13 protein-coding genes and 2 pseudogenes are annotated in these 16,785 nt (G+C 60.2%); 4 read left to right on the plus strand and 11 right to left on the minus strand.

Going from position 1 to position 16,785, the window contains the following annotated elements:
* Positions 1-56: 56 nt before the first annotated feature.
* Complete coding sequence (locus tag HQQ85_RS20330; protein ID WP_173184608.1) at positions 57-1,796, minus strand: LPXTG cell wall anchor domain-containing protein; 1,740 nt, start codon at positions 1,794-1,796, stop codon at positions 57-59.
* Positions 1,797-2,240: 444 nt separating this feature from the next.
* On the opposite strand from HQQ85_RS20330, the gene HQQ85_RS20335 reads away from it, so the two are divergent.
* Positions 2,241-2,819 (plus strand): recombinase family protein, encoded by a 579-nt coding sequence (locus HQQ85_RS20335; RefSeq protein WP_173184610.1) that lies wholly within the window; start codon positions 2,241-2,243, stop codon positions 2,817-2,819.
* A 250-nt stretch (positions 2,820-3,069) separates the two neighbouring features.
* On the opposite strand, the gene HQQ85_RS20340 is transcribed toward HQQ85_RS20335, so the two are convergent.
* From HQQ85_RS20340 to HQQ85_RS20355, 4 genes are all read right to left on the minus strand, one after another.
* A complete protein-coding gene (locus HQQ85_RS20340) occupies positions 3,070-6,546 on the minus strand; it encodes an N-6 DNA methylase (protein ID WP_173184612.1) in 3,477 nt (1,158 codons plus the stop codon).
* Positions 6,547-7,313: 767 nt separating this feature from the next.
* A complete protein-coding gene (locus HQQ85_RS21745; protein ID WP_371741983.1) occupies positions 7,314-7,988 on the minus strand; it encodes a GNAT family N-acetyltransferase in 675 nt (224 codons plus the stop codon).
* A complete protein-coding gene (locus tag HQQ85_RS20350) occupies positions 7,936-9,078 on the minus strand; it encodes a hypothetical protein (RefSeq protein WP_173184616.1) in 1,143 nt (380 codons plus the stop codon). Before HQQ85_RS20350 ends, HQQ85_RS21745 begins: the two co-directional genes overlap by 53 nt.
* A 23-nt stretch (positions 9,079-9,101) precedes the next feature.
* The gene (locus tag HQQ85_RS20355; protein ID WP_254069643.1) at positions 9,102-9,644 is read right to left on the minus strand and encodes a DUF4365 domain-containing protein; all 543 of its coding nucleotides are present in this window, start codon (positions 9,642-9,644) and stop codon (positions 9,102-9,104) included.
* A gap of 647 nt (positions 9,645-10,291) precedes the next feature.
* On the opposite strand from HQQ85_RS20355, the gene HQQ85_RS20360 reads away from it, so the two are divergent.
* Complete coding sequence (locus HQQ85_RS20360) at positions 10,292-11,305, plus strand: YhcG family protein (protein ID WP_173184620.1); 1,014 nt, start codon at positions 10,292-10,294, stop codon at positions 11,303-11,305.
* An 897-nt stretch (positions 11,306-12,202) separates the two neighbouring features.
* On the opposite strand, the pseudogene HQQ85_RS21750 reads toward HQQ85_RS20360, so the two are convergent.
* The 4 genes and pseudogenes from HQQ85_RS21750 to HQQ85_RS20375 all read right to left on the minus strand — a co-directional run.
* A pseudogene (locus HQQ85_RS21750) lies at positions 12,203-12,340 on the minus strand (helix-turn-helix domain-containing protein); the annotation flags it as partial.
* Positions 12,341-12,442: 102 nt separating this feature from the next.
* Positions 12,443-12,577 (minus strand): hypothetical protein, encoded by a 135-nt coding sequence (locus HQQ85_RS21415; RefSeq protein ID WP_256430743.1) that lies wholly within the window; start codon positions 12,575-12,577, stop codon positions 12,443-12,445.
* A gap of 191 nt (positions 12,578-12,768) precedes the next feature.
* On the minus strand, positions 12,769-13,110 hold the full coding sequence (locus HQQ85_RS20370; protein ID WP_173184622.1) for an ATP-dependent DNA ligase: 342 nt from the start codon (positions 13,108-13,110) through the stop codon (positions 12,769-12,771).
* Positions 13,111-13,528: 418 nt separating this feature from the next.
* Complete coding sequence (locus tag HQQ85_RS20375; protein ID WP_173184624.1) at positions 13,529-13,756, minus strand: hypothetical protein; 228 nt, start codon at positions 13,754-13,756, stop codon at positions 13,529-13,531.
* Positions 13,757-14,770: 1,014 nt separating this feature from the next.
* Between HQQ85_RS20375 and HQQ85_RS20380 the strand changes: the two are divergent.
* Positions 14,771-15,195 (plus strand): annotated as a pseudogene (locus HQQ85_RS20380) (recombinase family protein); the annotation flags it as partial.
* Between the two features lie 419 nt (positions 15,196-15,614).
* The gene (locus HQQ85_RS20385) at positions 15,615-15,959 is read left to right on the plus strand and encodes a hypothetical protein (RefSeq protein ID WP_173184626.1); all 345 of its coding nucleotides are present in this window, start codon (positions 15,615-15,617) and stop codon (positions 15,957-15,959) included.
* 10 nt (positions 15,960-15,969) lie between these two features.
* On the opposite strand, the gene HQQ85_RS20390 is transcribed toward HQQ85_RS20385, so the two are convergent.
* On the minus strand, positions 15,970-16,188 hold the full coding sequence (locus tag HQQ85_RS20390; RefSeq protein WP_173184628.1) for a hypothetical protein: 219 nt from the start codon (positions 16,186-16,188) through the stop codon (positions 15,970-15,972).
* A complete protein-coding gene (locus tag HQQ85_RS20395; RefSeq protein WP_173184630.1) occupies positions 16,185-16,517 on the minus strand; it encodes an ATP-dependent DNA ligase in 333 nt (110 codons plus the stop codon). Before HQQ85_RS20395 ends, HQQ85_RS20390 begins: the two co-directional genes overlap by 4 nt.
* Positions 16,518-16,785 lie beyond the last annotated feature (268 nt).

The following is a 16,785-nucleotide window of genomic DNA, read 5'->3' on the forward strand; positions in this document are numbered from 1 at the left end:
CCTACTCCGGCGCGCGGGCGTAGGCCAACCGCGGCATTGGACGCGCCACGAATAATTCAGATGCGACGATTTACGGCCGAATTCGAGCGGCGACGGAGCCCAAAGAGGAGCACTGCTCCTGTGAACAGGAGCAGTGCCGCGGCGGGCGCGATCGGTGTGAAGTCCTGTCCGGTGGCGGCGAGCACCGCCTCACCGCTGCCGCTGGGGCTGCTGCTGCCGCCGCCACAGTCGTCGGTCGGTGGTGTGCCCTGGATCTCACCCCAGGCCTTGCCGCTGACGGCCTGACCGTCGATCGTTCCGGTGTAGGAGAAGAGGCCCTCGTAGACGGGGCGGCCGAGGGCGTTGATCTCCTGGTCGGGGTGGTCGACTGCGCTGAGGACGACGTCGACGGCAGGTCTGCCATCGACCGCCGCGAGAGTGACGTGATCTGCGAGTGTGTAGACGTAGCAGCTCTGCGGAGAAGTCCATTCGCTCCCGGGGACCGCCTCGACCTCGATGGCGGCCTGCGGCCAGTTCGCGGTCGGGGCGAGGGTGCCGTTCGCGTTCTGCGTCGAGTCTGCGCCGGCCAGCATCGCGTAGTAGAGGTTCCCGACGTCGGCCTGGCTCGTCTTCGCGATAAGTAGACCCTGTCCCGTATCGGGCAGCATCATCGAGAACTCGGTCCACTGGTACCCGTTGCGCACAACGTGGTCCGCGGTCTCGTTGTAGGTCTCGGTGAGATTGTCGAACCAGAGCGTGCCGGAGGTGCCGCCGCCGACGTAGGACTCGCCTCGAGTGACCGACCACTGCTCAACGTTCAGAACAGGCATCGAATAGTACTGCGACCCCTGCCCAGTCATCGGGTCGTTCGTGGCCGTCAGGTAGGCGCCGATGTCGCCGCCGTACTCGTTCATGATCGCGTCGCGTTGATCGTTCGTCGCGATGCCGTCAACCGGCGTGCCGTCGAACATCCAGAGCGGGAAGAAGCCGTTCGGCCCGTAACCCCATTGGACGATGCCCGTGGGATCGTTCACCACTGCAGTGAATGTCGTCGGCTCGGTCGTACTGTGACCGGCGTAGCCTGTCGCGAGCACGGCGGTGAGCTCGTAGGTGGTGCCGACCGCGCCGGGAGCGCCGGAGATGGCTGTCATGGAGATCGTCTCGGCCTCCGTTCCGGTCGTTCCGGCGACGTCGATGCTCCAGGGCTGGTAGCCGATCGAGACGTCGGCCGTCGCTGTGGTCGGTGGGAGGTCCGGCAGCGCGAGGCCGTCGATGCCGCCGATGACCGGGCCCGCGTTCTCGTCGAGCCGGTTGAAGATCAGCCCGGCCTCCTCGACCGTGATCGGCACCGGGAGGGCAGGGTCGACCCAGGAGAGCGGATTTCCCTGCGACATGATCGCGACGGAGTTCTCGCTGCCGTCGCTGCCGATGAGCTCGCCGAAGAATTCGAAGGACTGCGAGTCGTACTGGGGCAGACCGGTGGACAGATAGGCGCGAAAGCCCGTGCAGTCCACACCCTGCGCGAGCGGGGTCGTCGAATACTGTGCGATGTCACCGAAATCCGCCGCCGGGATGCCCGGGTCGACGTCACTCGAGACACACGCGCCGGGGACTGCCGAGGAGGCTGTGGCCTCGAGGCTCTGAGTGGTTCCCTCGTCGTCCGGTATCGCGGTCGTGCTCGGTGTGGGTGTCACCGTCGCTACGGCGCTGGACGCACCTGTTACGTCGTGCTCGGTGCGGTCAAAGGTGGGGCCGGCCAGGGCTGTGAGGACCGATGTGCCGAGGAGGACGGTGGACAAAGCGGCGCGCACGAGCATGGGAGCATGCTATCGGGCGTGGACTCATCGGCGCCCTCTCCGACCGCCTGAAGAGGTCCAGTGGATCGCCACGAGCATCCAGTGCCCGACTGCGGCGTCGACGTCCGCATCACCCGGCCGCTCGCGCTTTCGCCACGGGTTTTCGACCAGTTCGGCGTCTTAGCCATCAACAATAAGTGCACCAGCCTTGATCCCATCTGCAATACTCCGAATCACGGTGGTGTTGCAACGACCAGGCGAACCCAAGCACGTCTCGCTATGGCCTAGTTTTCGAACGTCGTAGACATCGTCTCTCAACCCTAGGGATGCGAGACGTCTCATCCGGTCGCGAAATCGCGGAGGTGCGCGCCCGGATATGCAGGGTCGGCGATTCTCGCATCTATGTGTCTCAAGTGGGTGCTTAGATTCGTGTAAACGAACTGAGTTGTGAGACGGGTTGGGTGCATGGGCAAGTTGATCGGATACGCCAGGGTATCTACCAAGCAGCAGAACACCGACCGGCAGGTCGCAGACCTGATTGCGGCCGGCGCACGCCGGGACGACCTCTATATAGACAAGGGTGTCTCTGGAGCCAAGGCGTCGCGCCCGGAGTTCGATAAGGCGATCGATGCACTCGAGGCCGGCGACACGCTGGTGATCACGACGTTGGACCGGTTGGGGCGGTCGACGCAGAACATGCTCGCCTTCGCAGAGCAGCTTCGGGGGAGGGGTGCCGGCCTCCGGGTGCTTAACCTAGGTGGCGGTGACGTGGATACGGGAACCCCGATGGGAGCGATGGTGTTCACGGTGATGGCCGCGCTGGCGCAGATGGAGCTCGACATCAAACGCGAACGCGTCGGCGACTCGGTCTCGAAGCGGCGAGCGGCAGGGAAGGATTTGGGCGGCCGACGGAAGACGTTCACGGATTCTCAGATCCGGAGCGCCGCCATGTTGGTCGGGCAGGGCGAACCGATTGCCCAGGTGGCAAAGGATCTGAAGATCTCGCGGGCGACGTTGTACCGGCGCATGTTTCTGCTGGACTAGGGCTGACGTTGGCAGTGCCATCTGAGATGTGCTGCATTTGTGGGGCCTTCACCGGCAATAGATTGCACCTGATGCTTTGTACGGCACCTTGACCCCGCGGACTCCGCGGCCGTGATTCGGGTCGCTAGGGATGCAGTGATCGATTGACTATCGGGCAACCCCTCGTAAGCGGAGGTGCTAGGGATCGACGCTATGAAGGTTGAGCCCTTTGTTCATCGGGCCCGGCTCGCCGGTGTCGGCGCAGCCGTAGTCAGCTAATTGGTACCTCAGGCACCAAGCCATCCGGCTGCAGCAGGTTAGGTTCTACCTCGGACCCCTGGGGAAGCGCAGCCCGCAACTTTGTGAGCTCAATCGCCGACCATCGACCCACGGACAACCTGACAACTCGTTCAAGTTGCTCCTCGCTGATCTGAGATTGTGCCCGAGCTCGCGCCAGAGCCTCAGTCTTATCTCTGCCAGATGCAAACGCCTTCACGAGTACAGAGGCGGTGTGTGGGTCGACGGGGATTGGGATCGGGCCGGCCCATCCCAGGTCGCGCAGGAGCCTCACGAGATCAACGCGCTCGGGATACCCGAGATCTAAGACCACCCCTGTGCGCGTCCGAACATTGGTCTGGCGGATTAGGGCAGTCTGGTCTTCGTCATCAGGCCGTTGCGCATCCACGACATCGACCTGCTGGGTTGGCAGTGCAAGCTCATCGAGATCAACGGCCGTGTCGCCACCGAGCTCGTCCACGATGGCCGAGGCAAGTCTTAGCACCGGGTCTCCGCCCCGATTTCCCCCCCGTGCGCCTACGGCGCGACGGTTTTCCCGAACGATCGATTCGACGGATTCGACGGACTGTCGCCATCGTGCGAACGAGGCATACACGCGATCAAGCTCTGCCGCCGCTTCTCCGGCTCCCAGCCCGAGAGCTTTGAGGATAGCCAGGTCCAGCTCTCGCCTCAGCGGGTCGACGGCGCCAAGTGCGCTTGGCGCCGGCAGAAGTTCATTCCGGGCCTTCACCCGTTCGAGCACTTGTTTGACGTTCTCTATCTCTTCTTCCACGAATTTAGATGGGTCCGGAACCCGCAGCCGGCGAGCGGCGGGTGGCCCGACGTCGTAGGCGCCCTCGTTGCCTGTCGCAACCCCGACGAGAAGTCTGCCCATCAGCGCGAACGTCGAGTTGAGGATGGCCCCAAGGAGTTCCGAGTCGACGTTCGAAAACGGAGTGACTCCGAGGAAGCGCCCGTTCAGTACCGCCCCAACAGCGTTGTCAACGGCGAAATAGTCGTAGGCCGAGTTATAGGGGAGTGCCCACGGCGCCGTAACGATAGCCCTGGTCTGTCTGTACCAAACGTCTCCGGCATTGGCCTTGACGAGCGTTTTCTCATGAACGCGTTGATCTTCGCCAGTTGCTACATAGTCACGCATTCCCGCATCTCGGCTGCGGGGCAGTGGCATGAAATATCGGTTGGGAAGACCCTTCTGCGGTACGACGAATCTTCTGCCTCCAGCTATGTCCAAATCGCGAGGATTCTGGAGCGCAGGTCTTAGGTTGGCCTTGTCAACGGTTCCTTCCCATCCTTCAAGGCCTACTATTTTCTGCTTTGAGCCACTGGCACCCGGCAAGACTTCTACGAAGAAGAAGTCGTCTTTGCCGGTCTTGAGCCCGAGCTGAATCGTGGCCAGCTTTCCAAGTTCGATGAAGTCCGTCCGGCCAGCCATAATGCGTGCCTGGCTCGGACTCCGAAGAAATGTCGAGCGCCAAGTGCCACCCGTGTAGGTTCCTTCTTCGTCTGAGCCGATGGCGCGGAGGTCGGCTTGAGTCGTCACAGAGAAGTCAAAATCGGACGTCTCTCCTGATCCCTCCAGCCCATACAGACGATCACGAACGTCGTCAACAGCAAGAAGTCGCGTGGTGTCGTCCGACGTGTTGACTGCGTAGAGTGCGGACAGGGGTTTGCGGAGGGTAGCAAATCGAACTTTCAGTTCTGACTCGTCTTCGTCGGGCCGCCGCTTGCGAGCTATCAGCACAACGGTGCCAACCCGAGCTTCTGAGAACCACTGTTCGGCCATTGACTCAAGAACGAGTTCGATGTGGAACTTGTCTAGGAGCCACGACTGCAGGGCTACGCCGTAGTCAGAGTCGTACCACTCGCCGGAGGTGATGAACGCAAGACGACCATCCTCTGCAAGGAACTGTGCGGCGTGGAACCAGAAGTACAGGTGATAGTTGTACCTACCTCTGAGCGAGCGCTGAGGCTCTGCCGCACGAAAAGTCATGTCGGCTTCGATCTTTCGAGTCGATCCAATCTTGGAATAGCCGATATAGGGCGGGTTGCAGACCACCGCAGAGAGACCTGGCACGTACTGGGGCTCTTTATTGCCTTCGCTGTTTGGTAACGATACGAAGGCACGATCCTTCTGGATCTTGAAGAAAGAAGATGCCGCGACGTGTGGATAGTTCGCGTTGCTCGATAGATCTTGTGAGGCGAGATTGATCGTTGAAACTGACGCCGCGAAAGCCGAAATATCAAATCCGACGATCTCTGCTAACCGTTCATTGTGCTGTATCTCGGGGACGTACGCGCGCTTGCGCGCATACGCACGCACGAGAAATGTCCCCCCGCCCGAAGCCGGGTCCATCACCGCACCTTCACCGCTAGGAAGGGCGGCAGACAGCATGAGATCCACTACATCGGGAGAGGTGTAGTGCTGGCCCCATTCGTAGCGCTCTTCTGGGTCGATGAGTCGTTCAAACAGTCTCCCCAGCACGTCGAAACTAAGTGTCTCGAGTTCGAAATGGTCCAGTACGTCGAGGACGCGTATCCAGGCTCGCGAAGACTTGTCGGAGATGAGCGCCCAGTTAGAGACTGAGTCGGTTACAAATACGGTCGCATAATCGCCAGTGGCATCGCGGGCATTCCTGAAGACCCCATCAAGCACCGCATGGCTCACCACTGGATCACCGCTAGCGGGAAGCTCTACCGCGGGAAGATCACCCCGGGCGCGGCGCAGCGCTCCATAGAAAAGCAGTCGGGTGACGAAGACGTATGTAACGACGCGGGCAACACGCTCAATTTCTGTGTGGAAGCTTTGCGCGTCGTGTGTCCATCCCTGTTCTCCTACCATCCACTTGATGAGCTCATCACGAAATGTTTCATCACTTTGACGTTTGGACTCGATCTCGTCACGCACTTCCGCAAATGGCCGAGCCAGCGATGCGCGAAGGGAGTCGATGAAGAACTCATCTGGCGCAACCCGAACCGCCTGCTGTCGATCGGTGAGAATCGGCGCCAGTCTCCGAAGAAGAGCCTGCCAGGCCGAGCGGATCTCATCTCGAATTGCGGGGTTCTCGAGGTTGCTGCGCGTCGCCGAATATGAAAGAGCAGAAACCGGTACCGCACGCTCCCGAAGCGGCCGACTACCCAACTGATGATCCAACAGCCGGAACTGATCGGCATCTGACGTAGCGGACCAACGCGCACCCATCTGGCTTGCCTTTGTCATGCCGTTTAGCATGTTCGGCATCGAGAGCGGATTTGCTTCAGGATGGTCCGGCAACCTAAGTTCGAGCACCATTAGGTGCTGGTCGGCGCGGTTATAGAGCGTTATGTCGGCGCGCGAGTTTTCACCCTCAGGAGATTCCTCGATCGTCACGCGGCCGAGTTCGAGTTCTGGCTCGCTGGCGATCAGAGCATCCCACCATGACTTGATTTCCCCCGCGAAGCCCCATTCATTCACATGACTGACCTTAGTGGCCACGCACTGCCTCGGAAGGGCGCGTTGTCAATGCCGAGCCTGCGCGTCGGGCTTACGAGTGGGGTATACGAGGAGACCGGGCGGTTAGGCGATTCGGTCAACGAATCTCAGGCGTGCCTGATACCGAATGGCATAATCCCCGCTCCACTCCCAGATGCCTTCGCGTTTGATATTGCACCACCGATGAGCTGTCCGAAGATTCCCGAGAGCGTCCGAGCCGCCGTCTTGAAGCCTGAGCTCGTGGTCGAGCGTCGGATACATATCGTCCGAGGGGTGGGCGTTCGGCATCGTCGGGAGCTCGCAGATCTGGCAGATGTAACCGTCGCGCTCGTAAACAGCAGAGGCGTGTCTTCGATAGCCCGTGCTGCGGGGCACCCGGTCGGGATTTTCGAAAGTCATGGGGGTCGCGGGTTCTAGACCAGCCTCTGCGCGGCATCTTTTGCAGTCGCAGGTCAGCGTCCTTTCGTGGTTGTCCAGCCATAGGCGGCGACATTCTTGGTGCTGGATCGCGAAGGCGCGACGCTGCTTCTCATCGTCGATCTTTACCTCCAACGAGCTATAGAGGACGATCTCGGGGCGATCGTTAGCTCCGCAGCCGTCGCAGGACCATGATTGCGCGCTCGTGTAAAGGAATTTGCACGCTATGTGGCAGTAGGCGCGATTGCGGTTGTGATTCTGGAAGGTCGCACCGCATCCGCGGCACGTGATCTCGTGAAGGACCCTGGTGTGTGTACGTGGCATGGTTTTAGTCAGAGCGGCGGCAGCATAGATACTGGGAGTAGACCTGAGCTCACTGAGCCGGGGGCAGTGGCCAGATATTTCACGAACCAGCGATCGCCTGCACCGGGCTCAGCAGTTAGCATTACTGGCCCACCCACGGTGCGTCTAGCGGGGCTATGAGTACGTATTGGCTCAGCTTCCCCGGCAAGAATAAAGCCGAGTTTCTTCCAGAAGGGAACCGCAGCGGGGACGCTTTGCCCATACAGCAATTGAACGCCTGCGGTTCTAGCAGCGGAAGTTACCCGAGAGACAAGTGCTGTTCCGCGGCCTGCGCCACGACAGTGCGGGGCAATGGCCACGGCATTGATGCACCACCATGGCTCTTCGATTCCACTATCGGTGTGCATTGCTGAGTCGGCCCAGATGAATCCGCTAGCGGGTCCGTCCTCACCGCCATGTCGAAGAATCAGAGTGCAATTGCCCCAGAGCTGACTTCCCGCGCCAAACCTGTTGTAGGTTTGCCACCCTTGTTCGTCGTGCAGCGCGGTCATTGATGGAAGTTCAGCTCGCGCGATGGCAGCGAGTTCTGGCACGTCAGCTGGATTCGCGATCGACAGAAAGTCATTGGTCACGGAGTCGCTGTCACTCACGCTAGGTACTGACGCCTTCGTTGGAGGTTCCGCTTTCGGAGAGGAAAGAGTCATCTAAGCGCATGGGAGTGGCAACACCCTGCAATTGAAGAGGGCGCCCGGGTAGGCGCTCTACTACCCCCTGGACCGTAACGGTGTGGTTATCTCTGATCCATTGCAGAATTTCTGTCTGCATGCGGACGGGAACAGTCATATAAACCCGACTCATTCGGCCATTCGATGCCGGCGTCTGCAAAGCAATCCGCAAGATGGGGTCACCAGGCTCGTGCTCGAACGCAACAATCGGTCCGGTGAAGATGCGAGTCGGCTGCTTTTGCCCGCGCGTCAACACGGAAACGGTCTGCCTGACTAGTTCCCGCGCTTCTCCTGGTATCGCTACGCTCGCCGGCGCATTGCCCGTTTCGGGCAAGCTCAAGCCCCACGAGTAGCTGGTGGAGAACTCCTTGACGCTTGGGTCGTAGAGCACCTTCTCTAAGCCGGCAAAAAGTTCTCTACTGCCTCCCGCGGCGATCACAGAAGTGAGGTTTCCCTCGCGGACTTCTTTTCCCGGCTCGATGATGCGCTTCTTATACGTCTCAAGGGTCTGGGCAAGTGTGCGAACGATTCGCCGTTGAGGAGACTCCAGAGTCAGTCGTTCTGTTCCAGCAATGGGCTCGATATTCGAGGGAACAATCGGCTCATCGTGCTGGAAGAGGATGGGGACTACGAATGAACCTTGCTCGGTGTGTGCGAGCCGGGCACGCTGCACGTACTCATCTCCCACTCGCGAATATGCGCTCCCTATATGGCTCCTGAGGCGCTGCGCTGTCGTCGCTGAGGCTCGAAGCATCGAGTAAGCAGCTGAAACTAGCGCGACGCCAGAATGGAGCGGCACGGTCTCGTCGATAAATCCGTCGTTGGCGATGCGGAAGCGGACGCCGTCGAACATGGCGTAGTCGAATTCGAGAACAAGCGCGCGCTCCGGCCGGCCCTCGCTTAGAGCGATGCGCCGGAGGATCTCGCTCCATTCGAACCCGCCCACTCTGACTTCGCTTGGTACTCCGAGCTCGTCGGACCGGCTGTCAGTTTGACGCGCCCATACGGCTGAAGAACTGGTTTCGTGGGTGATGCTCCAGCCGTGGCTTTGAAGGTAGGTGGCGAGCATCGGGCCGCCTGAAGCAGAGACTGTCATGGCTCGCTTCCTATCCCGAGCGTGGCGTCCACATCTGATTTCCACTCATGGAGGGTGTCGAGTGTGAATCGACTGGTTTTGAGGACGGTGATTTTCTCGCGATGGATCGTGGGGTCGAAGCGTACCCAATACGCCCCGGTCTTATGGGAGGTAGACGTTGCGGGGTGGACGATCCAGTCAGGTATGACGGCCGGCACTATGACGACGAGGAAGTACACGGGTGCAAAGCTTTCTTTCCAGCTTTCGACCCACTTCGGATCCAAGTCCATCGTGACGCTCTTGCCCGTGAGCTTGAACTTGGAAGTGCATTTTATCTGTACGCGCGCAGAGAGACGTGGAAAGTGAACGGCAACGTCGATCGCCATGATGTCTTCGTCCGGTTCGGTCTCCGCCACAGAGACGCCGGCTTGGGCACAGATTGACCGGAAGTAAGCCAGCGCATATCGCGCCTTGCGGCCGTTATCGGTGAAATTCGCGTCAACGGAGGTGGTTCCGAGCTTGAAAGGCTGTGCAACACCAGGCGGGATTGTGGGAGGCATCGTCGTCACCACAAATCCCCACCTCGTTCGCCGTTTGCTTACGATATCGGCACTTGCCTCGCAGGCGCGCCTTAAATGTCAGTCTCTTTGCGCCATCCGGAGCACATTAACCTACCCCTAGGTTCAACGCGGCGTGTCTGCGCGCTAATCGGCGCTATGGCATCCACCGTCTTTCGCGCGGCACGCGCAGAGAAGTTGTGACGCTCGGCTACGACGTCGAACGCGACAACAAAGACCGGTGGGCCAAGATCGCAGCCCACGTCGGGATGTCCGCCTCTGCTCTGTTCGTCTGACACCGGTGCACAGGCTCCCACAGTCCAACCCTTCATCACGCTCCTCATCGACATCATGGTGGGTCTAGATCGTCGCGAATAAGGGAGGTCGCGGGGACCGGCCAATTCGCATTCAATGCGAAGACACCATCCTTTACTTGTCATAACGTCCACTATCCGCGGAGGTGTGCGTCATCACCGAGCGGTGTGACGACAGCGGGGGAGGGGCCGCCCTAGTTTCTGGTCTGGATATGCGGGCGGTCGCAATTGCGCAACAGGCTGTTGCGCGATCGGGCGTGATGCGCAGCGGCGGAAAGGGTTTGTCCGGTGAGGCTTCCGCTGAGGGGCTAGGTGCATGGGTGAGACTGAGGAGTGATGTCTGAGAACGTTCCTGTGCCGTCGTCCTACGACGTTATTCTTGCCGAGCTCAAGGAGCAGGTGCATTCGACGAGGTTTGTGGCGCAGCGGAAGGTGAATGCTGAGCTTGTCGGGCTCTACTGGCGGATTGGGCACACGATCGCGGCTCGCCAAGCGGAAGAGGGCTGGGGTGCGAGGGTCATTGCCCGGCTGGCAGACGACCTCCGAGCAGCGTTCCCAGACATGAAGGGGTTCTCACCGAGGAACCTCACGTACATGCGGACGTTTGCCGCAGCGTGGCCGGACTTGGCGATTGCGCAACAGACTGTTGCGCAATTGCCTTGGGGACATGTGACCGTCCTCTTGGACCGGTTGAGCGATCAGGATCTGCGCGCGTGGTATTCGGGCAGAGCGCTGATCCACGGGTGGTCGCGGAACGTCCTCGAGCATCACATCCGCACAGGCGCTCATACTCGTTTCGAAGCGGCCCTCTCGAACTTTGATCGTGTTCTCGACCGATCTGGTTCGGATCTTGCCCGGCAGATCACGAAGGACCCTTATGTTCTTGATTTCTTGGCCGTTGATGGGGACGCCAAGGAACGTGATCTCGAGCAGGCTTTGGTGGACCGGATTATCGACACGCTCCGCGAGCTCGGCGACGGTTTCGCATTCGTCGGCCGCCAAGTCCACTTCGATGTGGACGGGGATGACTTCTTCGTCGACCTGCTGTTCTTCCATGTGGAACAACTCCGATACGTGGTCATTGAGTTGAAGACCGGAAAGTTCAAACCCGAATACCTCGGCCAATTGGGGTTCTACGTGGCACTCGTTGACGACAAGCTCCGCAGGTCTCAGCACGCCGAAACAGTTGGTTTGCTCTTGGTTACCAACAAGAACGACGCTGTCGTCCGCTATTCGCTCGGATCGCAGCAGACCCCGATCGGAGTGGCGAGCTACGACATGCTCCCGCCTGCAATTCAAGCGGCTCTACCGTCCGAAGAAGACCTCGCCGCAGCGCTGAGGATTGAGTGACCAGCAATCGCATCGAGGCGGCGGCAACGTCGCTATTGACATAAGGTACATTATCAGCAGTGCAGACACGTGCGTCATAAACACCATGAGTAACCGACCGACATAGGCAGCGATGGTCAATTGCGTCGAGCGGGTCGCTAATCGCCCGCAAGTTCGATTCCCGGTCGAACTCCGCTCAGGTAGTCATCGGGCGATTCCCGAGCAGCGAAGTGACCTCCGCGATCGAACTCGCGCCAGAATCGCACGTTGATGAAGCGTTCGGCGAACTCACGGGGTGCGTTCAAACCGCGGAGCACAACTGCTCCATGAGTATGTCGAAGGGTTCCCTATGAGAAACCTCCCACCGTGTTGCCCCGGCAGCACGACGGATCGATCGGCCGTAAAGATGACGGCGCCCCCAAATAGCAAGTTTCCCTTCAGGAATCTCGGCATAAATCAAGTCCCTGTCGGAATCGTGGGAGAGGAATAGTGTCAACCTGTCGAGGCCGATGACGTCTGAGGTTTCGGTGGCCTTGCTGCACTTGAGTGTGCTCTCAGTGGCGCCGTGCACGGCCTGTGGTTCCCCGTCCGTACGGCCCCAAACGCGCTGACGGGGAACCACGCTAAGAGGATGGTTCGTCGAATCAGCATGCCATGGGCGCCGACCGGTTTTTGGGTGGGGTCGGCGCCGCGGTGCGCTGGTCGCCGCGATCGTCGACGGAGATAGCACGAGCACATTGGCGATGTTGCGCAACCGTCTCACGCAGAATAGCCTTTTGTGTACGGGTGTGAACGAGTTGCCCGGCCGTCTCACTTTGGGGTGGTAGAGACGCGATGGTCTAAGACGTCGCCGTCACGTCTACTCGGTTCGGTGAACCTCTCCGGGAAAGTTGGGGCTTCCCGGGGAGGCATCGGCCGTCAGCGGCGGCGGGTTTGGCTGGGAAGTTCGCCGAATTCGTCGTGGTAATCAGCTGCGAATCGGGAGGGGTGGCTGAATCCTGCTGTTGCGGCTATTCGCGCGATCGTTCTGGCGTCGTGCTGCGCAGCGTCACGGAGTGTTCGGCGCGCGTCCGCTAGTCACATATTGCGTAAATATCCGAGTGGGGCAATACCGATTTCTCGGCGAAAGGCGTGCTACAGGCCCCGGACCGGAAGTCGTCAGGAATGGTTGCGACGTGTCAGCGTCGTCCCGCCGTCCGTCAGGTCTCCTGCAATGGTCGACAGGGTGGCCATGACACCGGCATCGGTGCCGTTGGCTCTGTGCTGGCGTCCGGTCACGGAGTACTCGATCATCGCCTCTGGGCCACATCTCGAAGTCGACGCGTGCACAAGGGGAAGGCCCGATGTCCAAGCCGGGGAAGAACGCACCTAACCCCTCGGGGGCTTCGTCGGTGGCCGTGCTCGATAGCCGCATCGTTTCCAAGCCACAAATCCCTCCGCGATAACCGCTCAACCGATCTGTGATCGGCGTGTACGACCGTGTCCTAAGTGAGTGAGCCGGGGTATTTGCCGTGCGGCATGCTGGTGGCGAGCTTGCCGTCTTCTCCCACAACGATCAGGCCCTGGGAACTGTCAGAGGACTCAGCGAGACTCGCCAACCAATCCCGGTTGATCTCCGGCAGCCGCGAACCCAGGAACTTGAAGTAGATCGGAATACTTGGAGTCAACCAAATCGCAGCTCTCCCATCCCCGATAGTCGGTGAGTCCTTCCACGACATCAGGAACGATTCGTTTCGCTGGAACTTCTGGATGATCACGATCTGCAAATGAGTGAGCAGACGGTCATCGAACTGAACGGTCGTGCCGTCATAGATGATCGAACCCATCAGGGGACCTCTCTGTTGCGTCGGCTCAGGAAAAGGGTGCACAGCTGCCCGCGCCCTGAGAGGTGCCCCTAACCTCCCCCATGACAACAAGAACCACAACGGCTTGACTCGACGGCTAAACGTATCCACTTCCCGCGCAACAAATCCGCATAACAACACACCCCCGACCAGGCCAACTTCGTCCGCTTCGTCGACCCGGTTCTTCCGCCGGCCCTACAGGCGTATGGTCACGAATCAAGGCGGCACCACGCGCTGCCCAACGAAACGAGAGACACATGGGAATCCACGATTCTGGCCGACCTGATTCAGACGAGATCCCGGACGGTTCCAACTCCGACGGCAGCGAGTCCGATAACGGGGAGGACACTGCATCCGGAGGAGGCGCCGACGACGCGTGACCCCGCCCAGAACACACCCCTCACCGAACAAAGGCGACCCCGACGAGGGAACCGAACTCGACGGCATCCCTGTCGAAAACCCCTCCGGAAAGCCCCTTCTCCCCGAACACGCTCGATCGTAAGGAACCGTCCATGCCAAAACCTGTTGTCTGGATCATGATCATCGCCACAGGGATCACCGGATACGTTCTCGGAACCCGAGTGAAGGCGGCCGAAGACACCGCCAAAAAAGTCCGGAAGAAGGTCACCCGGCACTGATGCTCCGACTGCGATCTAAACGGATCCAGGGTCGGGATAGGGCTGAACGGGCGTGAATGGTCCGCGTCAGAGAAGACGGGGTCCATGTCTCGGGAAACTAAGGGCCGGTACAGCTACCCGTACGGGGACTTCGGCAAAGTGCGCCGCGGAGCCGCTTTCGCGGACCACTGCATCTACTGATACTTGAGATTCTCATCCGTCACCGTTGGTCCGAGGCATCGCTCCGAGAGTCGCATTTATCTGGCCCCCGTCAGCCGGCCATCTGCCCATCCAGGCCATCCGACCTCCGATTGGTCGCACCCAGTTCGCGGCTAATGGAATTCGTCCTTCCTGCACTCGGAGTAGGTCGGTCGTAGGATCATTTCATGACCGACGAACGTCAAACCGAGTCCGCTGAATCGCGTGAGCCTGGGGACGCGAGGCCACAGGGATCTTCCACTAAATCCGAATCCGAAAGGGCCCAAGAGTTTCCGGCTAGTGCGGAACCTGCTCCAGTGGAGTACGACCGTGACGAAAGCGAAGCCGCATTGGATTAAGTACTACGTCGATTCCAAACTGGAGCGGATACTGGAAACAGGAACGAACAGTTTTCGCCAGGCGCAAGTGGGGCGGCGTCTCGTCGTTTGCTGCAGCGTGTGGAATGGTGAATACACACACCTCATCGGAGCACCTCCGCAACACGCTCGAGGATGATTTGCGCGCAGGCGCAGCACCTACATCTCGCAACGACGCAGTCCAAGGCCGACCAAAATTGTTGGGAAGCTGCTCGGGCTGTCGAAACTCGGCTTAACGGGCGGGGAGCACGTCCCGGACTGCGGTTGAACTACAAGAACGGCACCCCGAGCTTTCCCGTAGCCAAATTCTCCTTCTATCTGCCAAAGAGAACCCGACCTCTCGAAAATATGATCCGGGACACCCGAACCTTGGCGACTCCACTCCCCCGAAATTCCGGATCACCGATTTTCTCGGTAAGTCGTCTCACCGCCTCGCGTACCTCAAACCGACGCGTCGATCGGCTCGGCCGCTCTCTGATCGATGTCCTGAACACCGTGAACGGCCTTCGCAGCGCGGGCATCATGTGAGATCCATCTCGGACGGGATTGATCCGGCGACGTCGACGGGCCGGCTGATGCTGAACATGCTCGCCACCCTCGCCGAGCACGAACGAGAGCTCATCGTCGAACGCGTCAGCGCCGGCATCGCAGTCGCCCGCGAATCCGGCACCCGCTTCGGGCGCCCCAAGTCCGACCCGAGGATAGTGGGCCAGAAGCTCGCGATCATCGCCACCGCTCGCGCCTCAGGAAAGACCGCTGCCGAGGCCGCGCAACTTGTGGGGCGGAGCCGCGCCACCCTCTACCGCCATCAAGCGGCCCCCGACTCGAGGCTGCCGCAGCACCACGGACCGAGAAATAGCCCCCGCGCGTCGTGATGGTGCAAGAACGTTACTGACGAAATCCCAGCTCACCAAACGCATGCATCCAAACATCTCCCGTGTTCAGCGCCAGAGCTGAGAGTTAGCGGCTCGTAGTTGCTCCTGATCAGGTTTGGCGAGAACCTCCTGAGTACCACTCTCGGCTTCGTCGGCATGCCGCCAAGCTGAACTGCTTGGTGCCCAGTCAATTCCTGGTTCTCGTTAGGCCTTCCGGAACAACAACCGGTGGAGTGTCGTATGGGAACGAGCGCCAACACGCTGGTTCTTCAGCCTGGCTTCTGCGGGTCAGCTTAAGCACCGTCTGTGGAATCGGACGGGGTCTGGCCCTTCCCTGCCATCCGACCCTTCGATAGTCGGTTGCTGTGGGTTGGTCAATCCCGTACGCGGTCGCCGTGGGTCGTCGTATCGTGACGCGTATGAAGCACATCACGTTCGCGGAGAAGTCCCTGCTCGTCGGCGATGACGCAGCGGAGGCAATAACGGAGTACGCGGCAGCTCTTGCCAAACACGCGTCGGCCGATACGGTCACCTTGTCTGCCTTCGGTTCGGACGGACAGGATGTCAACGCCACTTTCGTTCTCGACTCTGGGACCGTGCTGATGGCTGAGACCACACACTCGTCGATACCTGAGCCGGACAACACCGATGCTGTGGCCTACATGCGGGAGAAGACCCGGCTGCTGGTTTCGCCGCCGTCAGCCGGCCCACACGATCAGATGCCATCCAGCCCAGAGGACGATAGATACTTCGACGAGCTGTGAGGTAGCCGCGTCACTCGTCGTTGAGGTCGGTGATGCCAATAAGTGAAAAGCTGACACCGGGTGTGATGAGCAGGCGTGCTGTTCGCAGGCGGCCCTCGCCCGAGTTCACGCTCAGCCACGTTGGCTCCCGGGACGCGAGTCCAGCGTCGATCTCAGCTTGCACGTCGTCGATGTCTCGCTGACCGATCGAGTACTCGGCCCCGTCGTATTTGATGTCGACGCGCTTCATTCGTGGACCTCGACTGAACCGGTGTGGGCAGGCATTTCTGGTTCGGGCATGAGCTGCAGACCCTGCGCGGAGTTGGCGCTGAGCATCAGCGCATCGATCCACGCCCGATTGATCGACGGGGAACGGCCGCCATGGAACTTGAACGCGATAGGAATCATGGGGTGCAACCAAATCGAGGTCCGTCCATCACCCGCCCCGGGATCATCCTTCCAGCTGAAGAAGAAGGCTTCACCGCGGCGCAATTTCGCACCGACCACCAGATGGAGATGGGCGAGAGTTCGGTCATCGAAGTCAACGACCATCGTCGAGTCGTACGTCAACTTCCCCATGGGAGGCTCCTTTTCCTTGCATCCTCAACTGGTCGTCCCTGACTAGAGCTGTCGAGGAAGCGCAGCAGGGTTATGTTCGAGCCGCGCAGCCTGCCAGAGACTCCAACCACAGAACCGATGAGAAGAAGGCGCAGTCCCAGCATGCCAGCCCACTGGGAATTCACGAACCTATCTCCGATTTAGTGCGGAAGCACTTGACAGCCACGGCAGCGCCTTACGAACCTCACGAGGCATCGTGTAGCCCGGCGCCGAGCCGATACGCGGTTGC

The organism is Herbiconiux sp. VKM Ac-2851, from assembly GCF_013205105.1.
GTDB classification, from domain to species: Bacteria; Actinomycetota; Actinomycetes; order Actinomycetales; family Microbacteriaceae; genus Herbiconiux; species Herbiconiux flava.

Bases quoted from the DNA above. Each gene is read 5' to 3' on its own strand.
- HQQ85_RS20330 (WP_173184608.1), bottom strand. From the start codon at position 1,796: ATGCTCGTGCGCGCCGCTTTGTCCACCGTCCTCCTCGGCACATCGGTC.
- HQQ85_RS20335 (WP_173184610.1), top strand. From the start codon at position 2,241: ATGGGCAAGTTGATCGGATACGCCAGGGTATCTACCAAGCAGCAGAAC.
- HQQ85_RS21745 (WP_371741983.1), bottom strand. From the start codon at position 7,988: ATGACTCTTTCCTCTCCGAAAGCGGAACCTCCAACGAAGGCGTCAGTA.
- HQQ85_RS20350 (WP_173184616.1), bottom strand. From the start codon at position 9,078: ATGCTCGCCACCTACCTTCAAAGCCACGGCTGGAGCATCACCCACGAA.
- HQQ85_RS20355 (WP_254069643.1), bottom strand. From the start codon at position 9,644: ATGCCTCCCACAATCCCGCCTGGTGTTGCACAGCCTTTCAAGCTCGGA.
- HQQ85_RS20360 (WP_173184620.1), top strand. From the start codon at position 10,292: ATGTCTGAGAACGTTCCTGTGCCGTCGTCCTACGACGTTATTCTTGCC.
- HQQ85_RS21415 (WP_256430743.1), bottom strand. From the start codon at position 12,577: ATGATCGAGTACTCCGTGACCGGACGCCAGCACAGAGCCAACGGCACC.
- HQQ85_RS20370 (WP_173184622.1), bottom strand. From the start codon at position 13,110: ATGGGTTCGATCATCTATGACGGCACGACCGTTCAGTTCGATGACCGT.
- HQQ85_RS20385 (WP_173184626.1), top strand. From the start codon at position 15,615: ATGAAGCACATCACGTTCGCGGAGAAGTCCCTGCTCGTCGGCGATGAC.
- HQQ85_RS20390 (WP_173184628.1), bottom strand. From the start codon at position 16,188: ATGAAGCGCGTCGACATCAAATACGACGGGGCCGAGTACTCGATCGGT.
- HQQ85_RS20395 (WP_173184630.1), bottom strand. From the start codon at position 16,517: ATGGGGAAGTTGACGTACGACTCGACGATGGTCGTTGACTTCGATGAC.